The sequence below is a fragment of the Metabacillus hrfriensis genome (assembly GCF_030127205.1).
GTDB lineage: Bacteria > Bacillota > Bacilli > Bacillales > Bacillaceae > Bacillus_P > Bacillus_P dongyingensis.
This window is the reverse complement of sequence record NZ_CP126116.1, coordinates 3,726,416-3,741,737: the sequence shown is the minus strand read 5'-3', so window position 1 is coordinate 3,741,737 and position 15,322 is coordinate 3,726,416. Positions and strand designations below refer to the sequence as shown.

Genomic DNA, 15,322 nt, shown 5'->3' with positions numbered 1-15,322 from the left:
CTGTTTTTTTGTTTTGAGATTTTTCTGCTGCTCATTTAAACACAATGATCCTGTTCTTTTAGGCTTGTCATATTCCTTGAGGACAAGGCATAAAATTGAGTAAATGTGATCCGAGGGGATGGGTGTGGCAATGGGGAATCGAGCGGATGATTTGCGCAGGAGAATGGCAAAAAGAAAACGGGACCGCAGTTTAGGAGCTGAGAGGATGGAACCTCAAAAACAGCTGCCCAATCTGTCATTCACAGATGATGAAGAAAAATATGGAGGCTCCGCTTATCACACATATGATCCGGGGGGAGAAGGAGGCGGCTCCCATCCATTATTTAAACCGGATGTGTTTATGTTTAAACTGCTGATTGGAGCATGTTTAGTTCTCGCGGCCGCGATTGTTTTTAAGAATGATTCGCCGCCTTTTGAAAAGGTTCAGAGTGTGGTCACTAGCACATTTGAAGAGGATTTTCAGTTTGCGATGATTTCAAAGTGGTACGGAGATCAGTTTGGAGACCCGCTGGCCCTGATAAAAACTTCCGATCAGGCTCCTAAGCCTGAAGATACCGAATTTACGGCTCCGGCTTCAGGAAAAGTTCTTGAGACGTTTAAAGATAATGGCCAGGGTGTAATGGTTGAGACGAGCAGCAATCTTGTTGAAGCAATGAATGAAGGAATTGTGGTTGAGATTGGGAAGAAAGAGGGATCTGGCTTGACGGTGGTTGTACAGCACGATGATTCAACTGAGAGCTGGTACGGCAACCTTGAAGAAGTGAAGGTGTCACTTTATGATTTTGTAGAAAGCGGAAAAGAAATCGGCAAAATCAAAGCGGCAGAAGATCAAAAAGGGACGTATTATTTCGCTATTAAAAAGGGTGATCAATTTATCGACCCAATTCAGGTGATATCCTTTGACTAAATATTTATCTGTTTTACTGCACATTCATATTCACCCTATTCTGTGGTTAATCATGGGGATTTCGATTATGACGGCTCATTTTCAGTCACTGCTGATCCTGCTGTCGATTATTCTCATTCATGAACTGGGCCATGCCATGACAGCCAGACATTTCAACTGGCGCCTGAAATCCATTGTTCTCCTGCCTTTTGGGGGTGTGGCTGAAGTGGAGGAGCACGGCAATAGACCATTGAAGGAAGAGCTGCTGACGATTGCTGCCGGTCCCCTGCAGCATATTCCTCTTCAGGGAGCAGCTTATCTTTTACAGGCTTCAGGATTATTTAGTTATGAGACGTATCAGCTCTTCACCTTTTATAATGTCATGATTCTCTTGTTCAATCTGTTGCCTATCTGGCCGCTGGACGGAGGGAAATTGCTGTTTTTGCTTGTGTCCATGAAACGGTCTTATCAGGATGCACACCAGACAATGCTTTTGGTTTCTGCTATGTGCTTAGGTCTGTATCTGCTCATTTTTCTTGTTTTTTACCCGCAGCAGCTTAATGTGTGGGTAATCGGGGGGTTCCTTATTTATTCCATATATATGGAATATAAACACCGCAGTTTTGTGAGCATGAGGTTTTTGCTCGAGAGGTATTATGGAAACCAGCAGGATCCAGGGACCTTAAAACCGATTATTGTAGATGAAGGAGAGTCCATCTATCAAACGCTGCTGAAATTCAGAAGAGGGTGCAAGCACCCCATTATTGTTGAACGAAATGGAAAAAAGCTGTTTGAGCTGGATGAAAATGAGCTTCTTCATGCCTTTTTTGCTGATAAGCGAACACAGTCGACTGTCGGCGAGCTGAATTATGATTATTGACGGGGGTCTGATAAAATGAGTAAATATGAGAAAGCACATCTATAGAAAAGAGGATGATCATTGCGTACGTTAGTTTTAAATGCAAAAGGCAGTCAAAATCGCTGCGTGCTGCTTGAAGGAAATCTTGTTCAAGAAATTCACATCCATCATATAAATGAAACGGCCGGCAGCATTTATGCGGGCCGTGTTTTGAATGTTCTTCAGGGAATGCAGGCTGCTTTCATCGATATCGGGGAGGAAAAGAACGGATATCTTTCAGTAAATGATCTCCCTCCTGAATTAAAGTCAGCCAAGCTTAGAGAAGGACAGCAGATTTTGGTTCAGGTTGCAAAAGAACCAACTGAACATAAGGGGCCAAAACTGACAGCAAACCTTGAATTTGGCGGACAATATCTCGTATATATGCCGACTTCCGGCTATACCGCTGTTTCCAAAAAAATAGAGGATCCATCTGAAAGGGAGCGGCTCCAATTCATTGGATCTCATTTTTGCGAAGAAAATGAAGGACTTGTTTTCAGGACTGCTGCAAGCGGACAGACAGAAGAAACCCTGCATAAAGAATTTTGTTATTTGAAGAAAAAATATGCGGCTTTGCTTCATGCAAATACGAAGGCTCCTGCTCTTTTAACAGAAGGCACGCCTTTCTTTGACCGGATAATACGGGAAATCAATCCTGATACGCTTCATCAGATCGTTTGTGATGACAGCGATCTTGCGCGGGATTTGAAAAGCCGGTATGAGACCCTGGAAGTGCTTTTTCATCAATCAAAACAGCCTGTTTTTGATGCGTACAAAATTGAACAGGAAATAGAAAAAGCGCTGAAACGGATTGTCTGGCTGAAAAATGGCGCCTACTTGGTTATTGATCAGACAGAAGCATTAACAGCTATTGATGTGAATACAGGAAAATTTTCTGGGAAGTCCTCCCTGCAGGATACGGTGATAAAGACGAATTTAGAAGCGGCTAGAGAAGCAGCAAGACAGATCAGACTGCGCAATTTGAGCGGAATGATTATCATTGATTTCATTGATATGCCCCGGCAGGAGGACAGGCAGGCCATCTTGCATGAAATGCTCAGGGAATCAAAGAGTGACAGAGTTCAAACTAGAATGCTCGGTTTTTCCCAAATGAACATTTTTCAAATGACCCGAAAACGCGTGCGTCCCGATTTGGCATCGCTTATCACGTGTCATTGTCCGTTCTGCAGCGGGACAGGACACGTGCTGTCGCCTGAAACAATCGCTTTTAAAATTGAACGGGAGTTATGGGAACTGCAGTACATGGAGCAAGAGGCTGCTTTAATAGAACTTCCTTCTGATGCTGCAGTAGCATTCAGAGGCAAAAATGATGAGCATCTTAAACGGTTAGAAAAGGCCCTGCACTTTGAGATCTTTTTGACAGAGAAGACAGAATGGAGCGATCAATATCAAATTGTGCAGCTTGGAGACCGTGAAATGATTCAACGCCTAATAAAAAATAAAGATAAAATATAATTGACATTCATAACCCTATTTTGATAGTATTGTTATGTTATTGATTGTAGCACCCGTGCTACAACCGCACAGATGCAGGTATAAAGTTTTTCGGATTGCTCCGGATCACCTGTTTGCTGGCGAGTCTGAGTCTAATTAGGAGGTGCATAGGAATGTACGCAATTATTGAAACTGGTGGAAAACAAATCAAAGTAGAAGCTGGTCAAGCGATCTACGTTGAAAAGCTTGCTGGTGAACAAGGCGACACTGTTACTTTTGACAGAGTTTTATTCATTGGCGGAGATGACGTGAAAGTTGGTAGCCCGATCGTTGATGGTGCGACTGTTACAGCGAAAGTTGAAAAACAAGGCCGCGCTAAAAAGATCACTGTATTCAAATACAAAGCTAAGAAAAACTACCGCAAAAAACAAGGTCATCGTCAACCATACACGAAACTTGTTATTGACGCAATCAACGCTTAAGGCCTTTTAAGATGATAAAAGCAGTCATTAACCGCAACAGCAGCGGTTTAATTGAATCCTTTACATTATCTGGACATGCCGATTTCGATGTACATGGAAAGGATATTGTCTGTGCCGGAGCATCTGCTGTCACATTTGGCGCTGTTAATGCGATACATAAGTTAACAGGAATAACGCCGATTATCGAGCAGGGAGGAGACGGAGGATTTCTTTCGTTTCAGCTGCCTCATGAACCCGGGCATAAAGCGGGCGAACAGGCTCAGCTGCTGCTTGAAGGCATGCTCATATCGCTGCAGTCAATTGAATTGAACTATGGACATTTCATAAAAATAACGATAAATAACAATCAGCAGGAGGTGGACTAGAATGTTTTTAAGTTTAGATCTTCAGTTCTTCGCTTCTAAAAAAGGAGTAGGTTCTACCAAGAACGGTCGTGATTCAATCTCAAAGCGCCTTGGTGCTAAAAGTGCGGATGGCGAATTCGTAAGCGGTGGTTCTATCCTTTTCCGTCAACGCGGAACGAAAATTTACCCAGGTGAAAACGTTGGCCGCGGCGGTGACGACACTCTTTTCGCGAAAGTGGACGGAGTTGTACGTTTCGAGCGTTTCGGACGTGACCGTAAAAAAGTTAGCGTATATCCTGTAGCACAAGAAGCATAATTTCTTTTAGGAAAACTCTAGCCTCTGGTTAGAGTTTTTCTTTATTTTAGAACGCTGTTTTTAGCCCCCTTTTTTTAAGCGGGGATGATAACGAAATAATGCGGACTGATTCACATACGCAAAGCGGCAACCCTAGTGAAAACAGTCATTATTATCAGGAAAACCTCCCCATATCATTGATTTCCTCTTGCTTTTTTCAAATTGCACTTATTTTCCCCCGGATAGTTTGTTATAATTTAGTACGACATTCAGTTTCCAAGTCTTGAAGCTCCTAGAGAAAAGAATAGAGAAAAGGGAGTAGGAGTGCCGACATGAAAAAAACAAATGAAGAGTGGAATATTGTCGATGTGTTAAGTCATTCACGTCACGATTGGATGAATAAACTGCAATTAATCAAAGGAAACTTATCATTAAATAGACACGATCGCGTACAGCAGATTATTGAAGAAATCGTCATCGAAACACAAAGCGAATCGAAGCTTTGCAATTTAAAAATGCTGTCATTTGCAAGCCTCTTAATGACGTTCAACTGGAAAAGGCATCACTATTCTCTGGAGTATGAAGTCCTTGGGGCCATTAGTGACTTGTCGGAATACGATCTGAAGGTTACCGAGTGGTGTAAGCAGTTCTTTCAGATTCTTGATGATTCCGTTGACAGGTGTACAGAGAATCATTTGAGCATCACAATAGAAACAGAAGCCAATCAGGGACAAGTTCGATTCTTTTTTGATTTTAATGGCATAATAACAGAGAAAGCTTTGTTATTAAATTGGTTAAAATCAAATGAAAAAAATCAAGTGTCAGTAATGCATTATGAACTTTTCCCGGATGAACTGACCGTTGCGGTCGGTGTCGCATAATTGGCTTGGAGCGGAGGATTACCATGTTTATAGATCAGGTGAAAATATATGTAAAAGGCGGCGACGGAGGAAACGGGCTTGTTGCGTTCCGCCGCGAGAAATATGTACCAAAGGGCGGTCCTGCAGGAGGCGATGGCGGTAAAGGCGCTGACGTTATTTTTGAAGTTGAAGAAGGCCTGCGCACATTAATGGATTTCCGCTATCAGCGTCATTTCAAAGCAGACCGCGGACAGCACGGCATGTCGAAAAATCAGCATGGCAGAAATGCAACGCCGATGGTTGTTAAAGTTCCGCCGGGCACAGTGGTTATGGAAGAAGAAACAAGAACGGTTATTGCTGACCTGACTGAGCATGGACAGCAGGCTGTTATTGCAAAAGGCGGACGCGGAGGACGCGGAAACAGCCGTTTTGCAACACCTTCAAACCCTGCTCCTGAGCTTTCTGAGAATGGAGAACCGGGACAGGAACGAAACATTATCATGGAGCTTAAGCTTCTTGCAGATGTTGGCTTAGTCGGATTCCCCAGTGTTGGAAAATCAACGCTGCTGTCTGTAGTAAGCTCGGCAAAACCGAAAATTGCCGAATACCATTTTACAACGCTTGTACCGAACCTTGGTGTTGTTGAAACCGGAGATGGCCGCAGCTTCGTTATGGCGGATCTGCCTGGATTAATTGAAGGTGCACATGAAGGAGTGGGTCTTGGTCATCAATTCCTGCGCCATATTGAAAGAACACGCGTCATCGTTCATGTGATTGATATGTCAAGCGGCGAGGGCCGTGATCCTTATGAAGATTATCTGACTATCAATGCTGAGCTTAAAGAATACAATCTCCGTCTCACAGAAAGACCGCAAATCATTGTTGCAAATAAAATGGACATGCCGGAATCAGAAGAAAACCTTGCAGCTTTTAAAGAAAAGCTTGAAGATGATCTTCCAATTTTCCCTGTCTCTGCTATTACCCGTGAGGGCGTTCGCGAACTTTTATTTGAAATCATGAACACAATTGAAAAGACACCTGAATTCCCGCTTTATGAGGAAGAGGATCTTTCCGATCACCGTGTTCTTTATAAATTCGATAAAGAAGCAGCAGAATTTGAAATTACCCGTGACAGTGACGGAACATTTGTCGTATCAGGAGAGAAAGTGGAGTATCTCTTTAAGATGACAAACTTCCTGCGCGAAGAGTCAATCAGACGCTTCTCAAGACAGCTGCGCGGAATGGGTGTCGACGAAGCGCTTCGTCAAAGAGGAGCAAAAGACGGCGATATTGTACGATTGCTTGAATTCGAATTTGAATTTGTTGAGTAGCCAAAAGAAGAAGAGCCTTAATCCGCTCTTCTTTTTTCACAGGCAGATGGAGAAAAGGAGAAGGTCATGAAGGAAGAAACCTTTTTTTTAGTGAGGGAAGACGTTCTGCCTGAGGCAATGAGAAAAACGCTTGAGGTTAAAAAACTGATTGAACGGAAAAAAGCAGATTCTGTTGCTGATGCTGTTCAGCGGGTAGATATGAGCAGAAGCGCTTATTATAAATACCGTGATGCCGTTTTTCCATTTCACACAATGGTAAACGAACGCATTATCACGCTCTTTTTTCACCTTGAAGACAGATCAGGCACATTATCACAGCTGCTTGCTGTTGTTGCAACAGCTGGCTGCAATGTACTGACCATTCATCAGACGATTCCGCTGCAGGGTCGGGCAAATGTAACGCTTTCATTAAATACTAATGGAATGAAAGAAGATATTAACAGCGTCATGGCCAAGCTGAAACGACTTGAATTTGTAGAGAAAGTAGAGATATTAGGATCTGGAGCTTAGGGGAGAGGATTTCTTATGACATATAAAATTGGTTATTTAGGTCCAGCAGCAACATTTACACATCTTGCTGTTACAAAGTTTTTCGAAGATCATGCTGAGCATGTTCCATTTCTGAACATCCCGCAGTGCATGGATGCAGTAGCTGAGGGAAAAATTGACGTAGCTGTTGTCCCGCTCGAAAATGCGTTAGAGGGATCTGTTAACTTAACCATTGATTACCTCGTTCATGAACAGCCGCTTTCCATCATTGGGGAAATTGTGGCGCCTATTCAGCAGCACTTGATGGTTCATCCATCCAGGGAAGACTCGTGGGGAGATGCAGAGAGGGTCTACTCTCATTCCCATGCGATTGCACAATGTCATAAATTTCTTCATCATCATCTGCCTAAAGCAAAGTACGAGTACGCGACATCTACAGGTGCAGCTGCAAAATACATCCAGGAGCATCCAGAGGAAAATATGGCGGCTGTTGCAAATGAATTAGCAGCACAAGAATATAATCTCAAAATTGTCCGCAAAAATATTCATGATTATACCCATAATCATACACGGTTTGCGGTGCTGCATCCGAACCAGCATACATATATCAAGACCAAAACAAATAAGATAACTGACAGGACAACTCTGATGATTACACTGCCTTCAGATCGGTCTGGGGCTCTTCACCAGGTTCTATCTGCTTTTTCGTGGAGAAAACTGAATTTATCAAAAATTGAATCAAGACCAATGAAAACGGGTCTTGGAAACTACTTTTTCATCATTGACATTGATATGAAAATGGATGATGTCCTTATTCCCGGGGCAATGGCAGAGCTTGAAGCTTTGGGCTGCGGTGTTCGGACTCTCGGAACGTACAGCGCATATTTGATCTGAAAAATAACCGGCTCGCAAATGCGAGCCGGTTTTAATCTTTTTAATCTTCTTCACTAACAAGATATCCTGCTGCTTTTAAAGCAGTACACACTTCTGCTAATTTTTCCTCACGGTCCGCTACTAATGTATGCAAGTGCAAACCTTCTGTAAGCTGTGATAAATAGGCTGCCTTTGTTTCCTCAATTTTTTCGATAAAATCCCGCACTTCCTTGCGATTGCTCACCATGATGGATGCTGTCAATTCCCCGTAGACAGGATGTTCAATAATGACATCTTTGACGGTTACCCCGTAATCGACAATGATATTCAGTTCTTCAGCCGTTGCTTCCGGGTTATGGCTGCTGGCGATGATGCGCTTAAATGCAGGCAGTTCATCATTTTCCTGTTTCATATACACATAGCCCTGGCTTGTTGCAAGGATCGGTTCGTTTTGTGCTTTTAACAAAGAAATATCCTGAACAATCACTTGCCTGCTGACATTTGTTTTTTTTGCCATTTCGCTCCCTTTCATAGGCGCGTTCATTTCTTTCAGCCAATTCAGGATTAATTCTCTTCTTTTCGTTCCAGGAATTTTACCTTCGTTCATAATGACCCTCCGTCATGTCCCTATATTTCTCGCTGATTGCTTTTCCAATGATGCCAGCCATTTTATCAAGATCTTCTGCTTTTGTATGTTTTCCGGTTGAAATGCGGATGTACTGCAGGGCTTCATCATTAGTCAGCCCAACAGCAGTCAGTGCCTTTGAGGGAATCTGCATGCCAATTTGACAGGCTGTACCTGTGGAAATGGCTACACCTCTGCGATTACTCTCCAGCAGCATATATTGCCCCTCAATTCCCCTAATAATAAGGCCGATAATGGTCGGAAGCTGATCATCTAAATCTTTATTAATAATGTGAACATGTTCACTGTAGTGGGTGAGCATTGCAAAAAAACTTTTTTTCAATGATTCAAGTCTATTGAATTCAGTGTTCATGACAGAACATGCTGCTGCGGCGGCAGATGTAAATGCGGCAATTCCCGGCACATTCACCGTTCCTGCTCTATAGCCGTTTTCATGTGTGCCTCCGGGTATAACAGGATTAAAATGTTCGCGCGGATTCAAATAGAGACAGCCGACACCTTTTGGTCCATACACCTTATGGCTGGAAAGTGAAATGGCATCCGCTTTCCATTCATCCGCTTTGATGGGGATCTTTCCAAACGACTGAACACAGTCGCTGTGAAAATAAACCGGCTTATCATGTAAAAAATGACCGATTTTCTCTAAATTTTGAATGCAGCCTATTTCAGAATTTGCGTGTTGAATGGAAACAAGCGCGGTTTTATCTCTGACGGCATCTCTTATTTCTTCTACATGTAGTTTACCATGTTTGTCCGGCAATAAAAATGTTACCTCAAATCCTGTTTGCTCAAGGGTTTTTAAATAATTATAGATAGAAGAATGCTCTAGTGCAGAGGCAATAATATGATTTTTATGTTTTCCTGCATTTTTAAGGAGTGTTTCAATGGCAAGCACATTGGATTCACTGCCTCCACTTGTAAAGCAAATCCCTGAAGCAGTACCGCCAATCAGCAATGCAATCTTCCTGCGGCAAGCTTCTAAGATCGTTCTGGCGGCATCCCCTTCATCATGCAGGCTATTGCTGTTTGCGAACGCTTTTCTTGAAGCCTCGGCGAATACAAGAAGTGCTTCATCGCTTATAGGTGCTGTAGCTGCATAATCTAAATAGATCAAAATTCAGGTCTCCTCTCTGGGTAAAAAAATCTCTTGTCATTATTTTAGTTTTATGTAAATATAAGTGTCAAGACACTTGTAAAGAATAGGGGGTTATTTTGTGCCTCAAACGGATGTATTAATTATTGGAAGCGGAATTGCAGCGCTGTCTGCAGCCTTTCAGCTTCAATCTTCTAAAAAAGTAACCATTCTGACAAAATCAACTAAATACGAGAGCAATTCTATGCTGGCCCAAGGAGGAATCGCAGCAGCTGTGGATAAATATGACAGCTGGCAGGGTCATTTCGAAGATACAATGACGGCGGGATCCCATCATAATGATCCTCTTGCTGCTGAACTGCTTGTTAGACAAGGGACGAAGGAAGTCCTCACCCTTATAAATGATGGATTTCAATTTGACAAGGATTCAAACGGGAAATTATTGCTTGGCCAGGAGGGTGCACACAGATTCAGCAGAATCCTCCATGCAGGCGGAGATGCCACAGGAAAAGCAGTTGTACATTTTTTATTATCACAGCTTGGTAAAAACATAGAAATTATAGAAGATGAAATGGCGCTTGATCTTATCATCAGCAGGGGAGTTTGCAGGGGGGTATTTACTCGGAATGCAAAAGGCGACATTCAGCAGCATTTTGCCGGACATACCATTCTCGCTACCGGCGGCTGCGGCAGCCTCTACAAACATACTTCCAATTCAAGCGTTATAACAGGTGACGGACTTGCAATGGCATTTCGGGCAGGTGCTGTCCTCACCGATATGGAATTTACTCAATTTCATCCGACGATGCTACTGATTAATGGTCAATGTGTAGGGCTTATATCTGAAGCAGTAAGAGGAGAGGGAGCCTTTCTTCAAAATGAGAATGGAATCCGGTTCATGGAAGGTGTTCATGCATTTGGAGATCTTGCTCCAAGAGATATCGTGGCAAGAACTATTTTTTCACAGATAAAAAAAGGACATCGCATTTTCCTTAACATCTCGTCCATTACAGCCTTTGAAAGCCGCTTTCCAACGATTTCAGCTATGTGCAAAAAATATGGTGTCAGTATAGATGAAGGCTTAATCCCTGTAGCCCCGGGAATGCATTTTCTAATGGGCGGCATAAAAACTGATGTAGATGGAAAAACCTCGGTCAGCCAGTTATATGCTGTAGGAGAGGCTGCTTGTACAGGAGTTCACGGTGCAAACAGGCTGGCGAGCAATTCGCTTCTTGAAGGCCTTGTGTTTGGCAGCCGTTTAGGTGTGCATATCTTGAATTTTTCTCAAAATGCAATTGAAAAAACTGAAAAAGTGAAAATCAGGACCAGCAGGAAAAGGGATGTTATGTTACCTTCCAAAGAGGAAATAAAATGGATGATGACAAACCATGCTGCCATTGAGCGTTCTGAAGAAGGACTTTTAATTGCGAAATGCTGGTTTGAAAAATTCTTATGGCCAATCTCTTTTTGGGATATCAATGTGAATAACTTCACAAATAATGAATATGAAAAAATGAATATGCTGACAGCCGGCTGGCTTATAGTGACTTCCGCCCTGCAGAGAACAGAAAGCAGGGGAGGTCACTTTAGAACAGATCATCCCTATAAAGATGACCGATTATGGCTAAAAAAACAAATTCTACTTTCTAAATATGATACAGAATTAAAGAATGATTCAGAGGTGATGGAAATTGAATTTACTTAAACTGAAAAAACAATTAGATGCTTTCTTTATTGAAGATATTGGTGATCATGACGCTACGAGCTCGTATATTTTTACAAAAGCTCAGCGGGGAAAAGCCACTATTACAGCTAAGGAAAATGGAATTTTTGCGGGTGCCGATGTAATCAAAACCGGATATGAAATTTTGGATCAAAGCGTAGCAGTTAAATTGCTGAAACGTGATGGCGAACAGATAAATAAAGGCGAACATGCAGCTGTTATTGAAGGTCCAATCGCTTCCCTGCTTACTGGAGAAAGAGTCATTTTAAACTTGCTTCAGAGAATGAGCGGAATAGCTACATTGACAAATCAGGCAGTAAAAGGCCTGAATTCTGCTCATACAAAGATTTGTGATACAAGGAAAACGACACCTGGTTTGAGAATGATCGAAAAATATGCCGTCCGGTGCGGCGGCGGATATAATCACAGATTTGGCTTGTATGATGGAATCATGCTTAAAGATAACCATATTGCAAGCACCGGTTCTATTTTTGAAGCTGTAAAAAAGGTCAGGGCTCATGCAGGGCACATGATTAAAGTTGAAGTTGAAATTGAATCTGAAGAGCAGCTGCTGGAGGCAATAGAAGCAAAGGCGGACATCATCATGTTTGATAACAGGACCCCTGAAGAAGTTAAAGCTTTTGCAAGTCTTACACCGCCGTCAATTATTACAGAAGCTTCGGGAGGAATTACCCTTCAAAATCTGGCTGAATACGGTGACACCGGAGTGGACTTTATTTCACTTGGAATGCTTACTCATTCCGCCAAATCTCTTGATCTCAGCATGAATGCAGAATAAGGAGGAAATTACAATGAACGTATTGGATATGCTTCAATTTGAAACAAATGAAAAAATGCCGCCTCATTATAAAGAACTTTCAGAAGAGGAAATGATTGAAAGGGTAATACGGATTAAAGAAAAGCTCGGCCGCCGTTTGCTGATACCAGGCCATCATTATCAAAAAGATGAGGTTATTCAGTTTGCTGATATAACTGGGGATTCCCTGCAGCTTGCACAGGCAGCTGCTGAAAATAACGAGGCAGAATACATTGTTTTTTGCGGAGTGCATTTTATGGCCGAAACTGCAGACATGCTCACGAGTGAAGGTCAAAATGTGCTGCTGCCGGATATGAGAGCAGGGTGCTCAATGGCTGATATGGCGGATATCGAGCAGACTGAACGGGCTTGGACAAAGCTTCAGGCAATGTATGGAGATACAATTCTGCCTTTGACTTATGTAAATTCTACAGCGGCCATTAAAGCATTTGTCGGGAAAAATGGGGGTGCAACCGTCACTTCCTCAAATGCAGAGAAAATGCTGCGCTGGTCCTTTGAACAGAAACAGCGAATCTTATTTTTGCCTGATCAGCATTTAGGCAGAAATACGGCTTTTAACTTAGGTGTTCCGCTTGATAAAATGGCGATTTGGAATCCAATGACAAACGAGATTGAATATGATGGAAATCCAGAGGATGTAATTGTGATCTTATGGAAAGGCCATTGTTCTGTTCATGAAAAATTCACAGTGAAAAATATAGATGATTTACGCGATGCCAAGCCTGATATGAAAATCATCGTCCATCCGGAATGCAGCAGAGAAGTTGTAGCTGCAAGTGATCTGGCAGGATCTACGAAATATATTATCGATACGATTGAATCCGCTCCTGCAGGAAGCAAATGGGCCATCGGAACAGAAATGAACCTTGTAAAACGGATCATTGACCAGCATCCGGACAAAGAAATTGTATCGCTAAATCCATTTATGTGTCCATGTTTAACGATGAACAGAATTGATCTCCCGCATTTATTATGGTCACTCGAAGGACTTGAAGAAGGAAAGATTATCAATCAAATAAAAGTTGACCCAAAAACAACAGAGCATGCTGTCCTCGCTTTAGAGCGCATGCTTGCACACGTATAAATTTGAACTGACAAAATAAGATGTAATAAGTGCAGTCTCAAGCTGCCTTCATCTTAAGTTTGTCAGTTTTTTTATTGTGCGTGAAACATATATTTGTCTTCTAAAGCATAAGTTGTGATGAAGAAGAATGGCATAATTGCCTGCTGATCATATGCGATAAAGTTTCAAGCATAGGAGGGGGAAAGGTTGAAAATCCACATTGTTCAAAAAGGCGATACGCTTTGGAAAATTGCCAAAAAATATGGGGTAGATTTTGAAGAATTGAAAAAAATGAACTCTCAGCTAAGCAACCCTGACTTAATCATGCCTGGTATGAAAATAAAAGTTCCAAGCAGCGGAGTTCCTGTTAAAAATGAAACAAAGGTTAGCTTTTCAGGGAAAAAGGAAATGCCGAAATCTGAGCATCCTTTTGCAAAAGAAAAACCTAAACAAGTGATGGATGTAACAGATACCAAACCGAAGGAAGTGCCGAAAGAAAAGCCATCGGTGCCATATGTTCCGCCTGTGCCTGACATTAAACAGCCAGCATATCCAGAACTTGATATTAATAACTACTATATGCTGAATATGGCGATGATGCCTCAGGCTCCACAGCCGCAGCTTCCGCCAAAGCCATCTAATGTTCTGCCGGAGATGATGAAGCCGGCTGAAAAGCCAGCTCAAAAACCGGCTGAAAAGCCAAAATCAGTTTCACCTGCTAAGAAAGAGGAGGCTACAAAGGATATGGAAAACAAGCCGAGCATGCCGCAGCAAGGGGTGATGGGGGCTTATGAAGGCGGTCCCGGACCACAAGGTTTTCCAGGTGGCCAGGGCGGGGCTCCTTATCAGAACCAGGGTGCTGTAGCCGGAGCGCAGGATCAGGCACCTGAAGGTTTCGGTCTCGGTCCTGTCGGAGATGATTGTTACCCTGTTTCACCAGTCATGCCAGGTGCTGGATTCGGACCAGGGTTCGGAGGCCCGGGATTTGGGGGTCCAGGATTCGGAGGCCCGCAAATGCAGCCATATGGCATGCCGTATCAGCAGGCTCCATTTGGAGGAATGCCGCAGCAGCCTAATCAGCAAATGCCTTTTGATTATGACGATGACGATGACGACGACGACGTAATGGGAGCATATATGCCTCAACAGCAAATGCATATGCCATATGGGCAGCAAGGATATGGCGGTCCAGGATATGGCGGTCCAGGATTTGGCAGCCCAGGATTTTGGGGTCCAGGGTTTGGAGGCCCAGGAGGATATCCGCCGGGCTGTTACCCAGTGTCTCCGCCGATGCCGGGTTACGGCTTTCCTCCGATGCCGGGTTATGGCTTTCCGCCGCAAGTGCAGGGAGCATTTAGCGGAGGCCCAAACATGCCGCATGGTGTAGCTGGTGCATGGGATCAGGGAATGAATAATCAGCCGCCGGCAATCAGCCCGGCTATGGATAAAGAAGATTGCGGATGCGGAGGTCCAGCCAAAGGACTCGGCGGACACCAAGGCTATGGAGGAATGCCTGGTCAGTTTGGTCAGGGCGGCCAATTTGGAGGAATGCCTGGTCAGTTTGGTCAGGGAGGCCAATTTGGAGGAATGCCTGGTCAGTTTGGTCAGGGAGGCCAATTTGGAGGAATGCCTGGTCAGTTTGGTCAGGGAGGCCAATTTGGAGGAATGCCTGGTCAGTTTGATCAGGGAGGCCAATTTGGAGGAATGCCTGGTCAGTTTGGTCAGGGAGGCCAATTTGGAGGAATGCCTGGTCAGTTTGATCAGGGCGGCCAATTTGGAGGAATGCCTGGTCAGTTTGATCAGGGCGGCCAATTTGGAGGAATGCCTGATCAGTTTGATCAGGGAGGCCAATTTGGAGGAATGCCTGGACAGTCTGGTCAGGGAGGCCAGTTTGGGGGAATGCCTGAACAGTCTGGCCAGGGCGGCCAGTTCGGAGGAATGCCTGGTCAATATGGTCAGGACAGCCAATTTGGGATGCCGAGATTTGATGATGAAGACGACGACGATTAATATAGATGTAAGAGACGAGACATATAGTTCGTCTCT

The 15,322-nt window shown here is 43.4% G+C and carries 16 protein-coding genes and 1 other annotated feature; of the genes, 14 read left to right on the top strand and 2 right to left on the bottom strand.

Annotated elements, in window-relative coordinates; all coding sequences use genetic code 11:
- Positions 1 to 130: 130 nt before the first annotated feature.
- The 10 genes from QLQ22_RS18630 to pheA all read left to right on the top strand — a co-directional run bounded on the left by QLQ22_RS18630 (position 131) and on the right by pheA (position 7,934).
- Entirely contained in the window at positions 131 to 907 is a 777-nt protein-coding gene (locus QLQ22_RS18630) for a M23 family metallopeptidase (RefSeq protein ID WP_223436974.1), read from the top strand.
- Positions 900 to 1,766, top strand: a complete 867-nt coding sequence (locus QLQ22_RS18625; protein ID WP_223436973.1) for a M50 family metallopeptidase — start codon at positions 900 to 902, stop codon at positions 1,764 to 1,766. Before QLQ22_RS18630 ends, QLQ22_RS18625 begins: the two co-directional genes overlap by 8 nt.
- Before the next feature lie 60 nt (positions 1,767 to 1,826).
- The gene (locus tag QLQ22_RS18620) at positions 1,827 to 3,260 is read left to right on the top strand and encodes an Rne/Rng family ribonuclease (RefSeq protein ID WP_284015321.1); all 1,434 of its coding nucleotides are present in this window, start codon (positions 1,827 to 1,829) and stop codon (positions 3,258 to 3,260) included.
- Between the two features lie 52 nt (positions 3,261 to 3,312).
- Positions 3,313 to 3,397 (top strand) — a sequence feature (ribosomal protein L21 leader region).
- Between the two features lie 15 nt (positions 3,398 to 3,412).
- Positions 3,413 to 3,721: a 50S ribosomal protein L21 gene (gene rplU / locus QLQ22_RS18615; RefSeq protein ID WP_070879462.1), complete on the top strand. Its 309-nt coding sequence runs from the start codon at positions 3,413 to 3,415 to the stop codon at positions 3,719 to 3,721.
- A gap of 11 nt (positions 3,722 to 3,732) precedes the next feature.
- Entirely contained in the window at positions 3,733 to 4,086 is a 354-nt protein-coding gene (locus tag QLQ22_RS18610; RefSeq protein WP_284015320.1) for a ribosomal-processing cysteine protease Prp, read from the top strand.
- A gap of 1 nt (position 4,087) precedes the next feature.
- Positions 4,088 to 4,381, top strand: a complete 294-nt coding sequence (gene rpmA, locus QLQ22_RS18605; protein ID WP_070879464.1) for a 50S ribosomal protein L27 — start codon at positions 4,088 to 4,090, stop codon at positions 4,379 to 4,381.
- A gap of 311 nt (positions 4,382 to 4,692) precedes the next feature.
- The gene (locus QLQ22_RS18600; RefSeq protein WP_284015319.1) at positions 4,693 to 5,241 is read left to right on the top strand and encodes a sporulation initiation phosphotransferase B; all 549 of its coding nucleotides are present in this window, start codon (positions 4,693 to 4,695) and stop codon (positions 5,239 to 5,241) included.
- A gap of 23 nt (positions 5,242 to 5,264) precedes the next feature.
- Positions 5,265 to 6,551 carry a GTPase ObgE gene (gene obgE, locus QLQ22_RS18595; RefSeq protein WP_223436964.1) on the top strand — a complete coding sequence of 429 codons (1,287 nt, stop codon included), beginning with the start codon at positions 5,265 to 5,267 and terminating at the stop codon, positions 6,549 to 6,551.
- Between the two features lie 66 nt (positions 6,552 to 6,617).
- Complete coding sequence (locus tag QLQ22_RS18590) at positions 6,618 to 7,061, top strand: ACT domain-containing protein (RefSeq protein ID WP_223436963.1); 444 nt, start codon at positions 6,618 to 6,620, stop codon at positions 7,059 to 7,061.
- A 15-nt stretch (positions 7,062 to 7,076) separates the two neighbouring features.
- Positions 7,077 to 7,934, top strand: a complete 858-nt coding sequence (gene pheA / locus QLQ22_RS18585; RefSeq protein ID WP_223436961.1) for a prephenate dehydratase — start codon at positions 7,077 to 7,079, stop codon at positions 7,932 to 7,934.
- 40 nt (positions 7,935 to 7,974) lie between these two features.
- On the opposite strand, the gene QLQ22_RS18580 is transcribed toward pheA, so the two are convergent.
- Together QLQ22_RS18580 and QLQ22_RS18575 are read right to left on the bottom strand one after the other, a co-directional pair.
- A complete protein-coding gene (locus QLQ22_RS18580) occupies positions 7,975 to 8,520 on the bottom strand; it encodes a transcription repressor NadR (protein ID WP_284015318.1) in 546 nt (181 codons plus the stop codon).
- Positions 8,507 to 9,673, bottom strand: coding sequence for an IscS subfamily cysteine desulfurase (locus QLQ22_RS18575; protein WP_284015317.1), 1,167 nt, complete (start codon positions 9,671 to 9,673; stop codon positions 8,507 to 8,509). Before QLQ22_RS18575 ends, QLQ22_RS18580 begins: the two co-directional genes overlap by 14 nt.
- A gap of 100 nt (positions 9,674 to 9,773) precedes the next feature.
- Between QLQ22_RS18575 and nadB the strand changes: the two genes are divergently transcribed.
- From nadB to safA, 4 genes are all read left to right on the top strand, one after another.
- Positions 9,774 to 11,357 (top strand): L-aspartate oxidase, encoded by a 1,584-nt coding sequence (gene nadB, locus QLQ22_RS18570; RefSeq protein WP_223436956.1) that lies wholly within the window; start codon positions 9,774 to 9,776, stop codon positions 11,355 to 11,357.
- Positions 11,344 to 12,174 carry a carboxylating nicotinate-nucleotide diphosphorylase gene (gene nadC, locus QLQ22_RS18565; protein WP_223436954.1) on the top strand — a complete coding sequence of 277 codons (831 nt, stop codon included), beginning with the start codon at positions 11,344 to 11,346 and terminating at the stop codon, positions 12,172 to 12,174. The genes nadB and nadC overlap by 14 nt, the downstream gene beginning before the upstream one ends.
- Positions 12,175 to 12,187: 13 nt before the next feature.
- The gene (gene nadA / locus QLQ22_RS18560; protein WP_223436953.1) at positions 12,188 to 13,297 is read left to right on the top strand and encodes a quinolinate synthase NadA; all 1,110 of its coding nucleotides are present in this window, start codon (positions 12,188 to 12,190) and stop codon (positions 13,295 to 13,297) included.
- A gap of 186 nt (positions 13,298 to 13,483) precedes the next feature.
- Entirely contained in the window at positions 13,484 to 15,286 is a 1,803-nt protein-coding gene (gene safA / locus QLQ22_RS25060) for a SafA/ExsA family spore coat assembly protein (RefSeq protein WP_349654961.1), read from the top strand.
- The last annotated feature ends 36 nt before the right edge of the window (positions 15,287 to 15,322 follow it).

Bases quoted from the DNA above. Each gene is read 5' to 3' on its own strand.
- QLQ22_RS18590 (WP_223436963.1), top strand. From the start codon at position 6,618: ATGAAGGAAGAAACCTTTTTTTTAGTGAGGGAAGACGTTCTGCCTGAG.
- QLQ22_RS18580 (WP_284015318.1), bottom strand. From the start codon at position 8,520: ATGAACGAAGGTAAAATTCCTGGAACGAAAAGAAGAGAATTAATCCTG.
- pheA (WP_223436961.1), top strand. From the start codon at position 7,077: ATGACATATAAAATTGGTTATTTAGGTCCAGCAGCAACATTTACACAT.
- nadA (WP_223436953.1), top strand. From the start codon at position 12,188: ATGAACGTATTGGATATGCTTCAATTTGAAACAAATGAAAAAATGCCG.
- QLQ22_RS18610 (WP_284015320.1), top strand. From the start codon at position 3,733: ATGATAAAAGCAGTCATTAACCGCAACAGCAGCGGTTTAATTGAATCC.
- QLQ22_RS18600 (WP_284015319.1), top strand. From the start codon at position 4,693: ATGAAAAAAACAAATGAAGAGTGGAATATTGTCGATGTGTTAAGTCAT.
- rpmA (WP_070879464.1), top strand. From the start codon at position 4,088: ATGTTTTTAAGTTTAGATCTTCAGTTCTTCGCTTCTAAAAAAGGAGTA.
- QLQ22_RS18630 (WP_223436974.1), top strand. From the start codon at position 131: ATGGGGAATCGAGCGGATGATTTGCGCAGGAGAATGGCAAAAAGAAAA.
- obgE (WP_223436964.1), top strand. From the start codon at position 5,265: ATGTTTATAGATCAGGTGAAAATATATGTAAAAGGCGGCGACGGAGGA.
- rplU (WP_070879462.1), top strand. From the start codon at position 3,413: ATGTACGCAATTATTGAAACTGGTGGAAAACAAATCAAAGTAGAAGCT.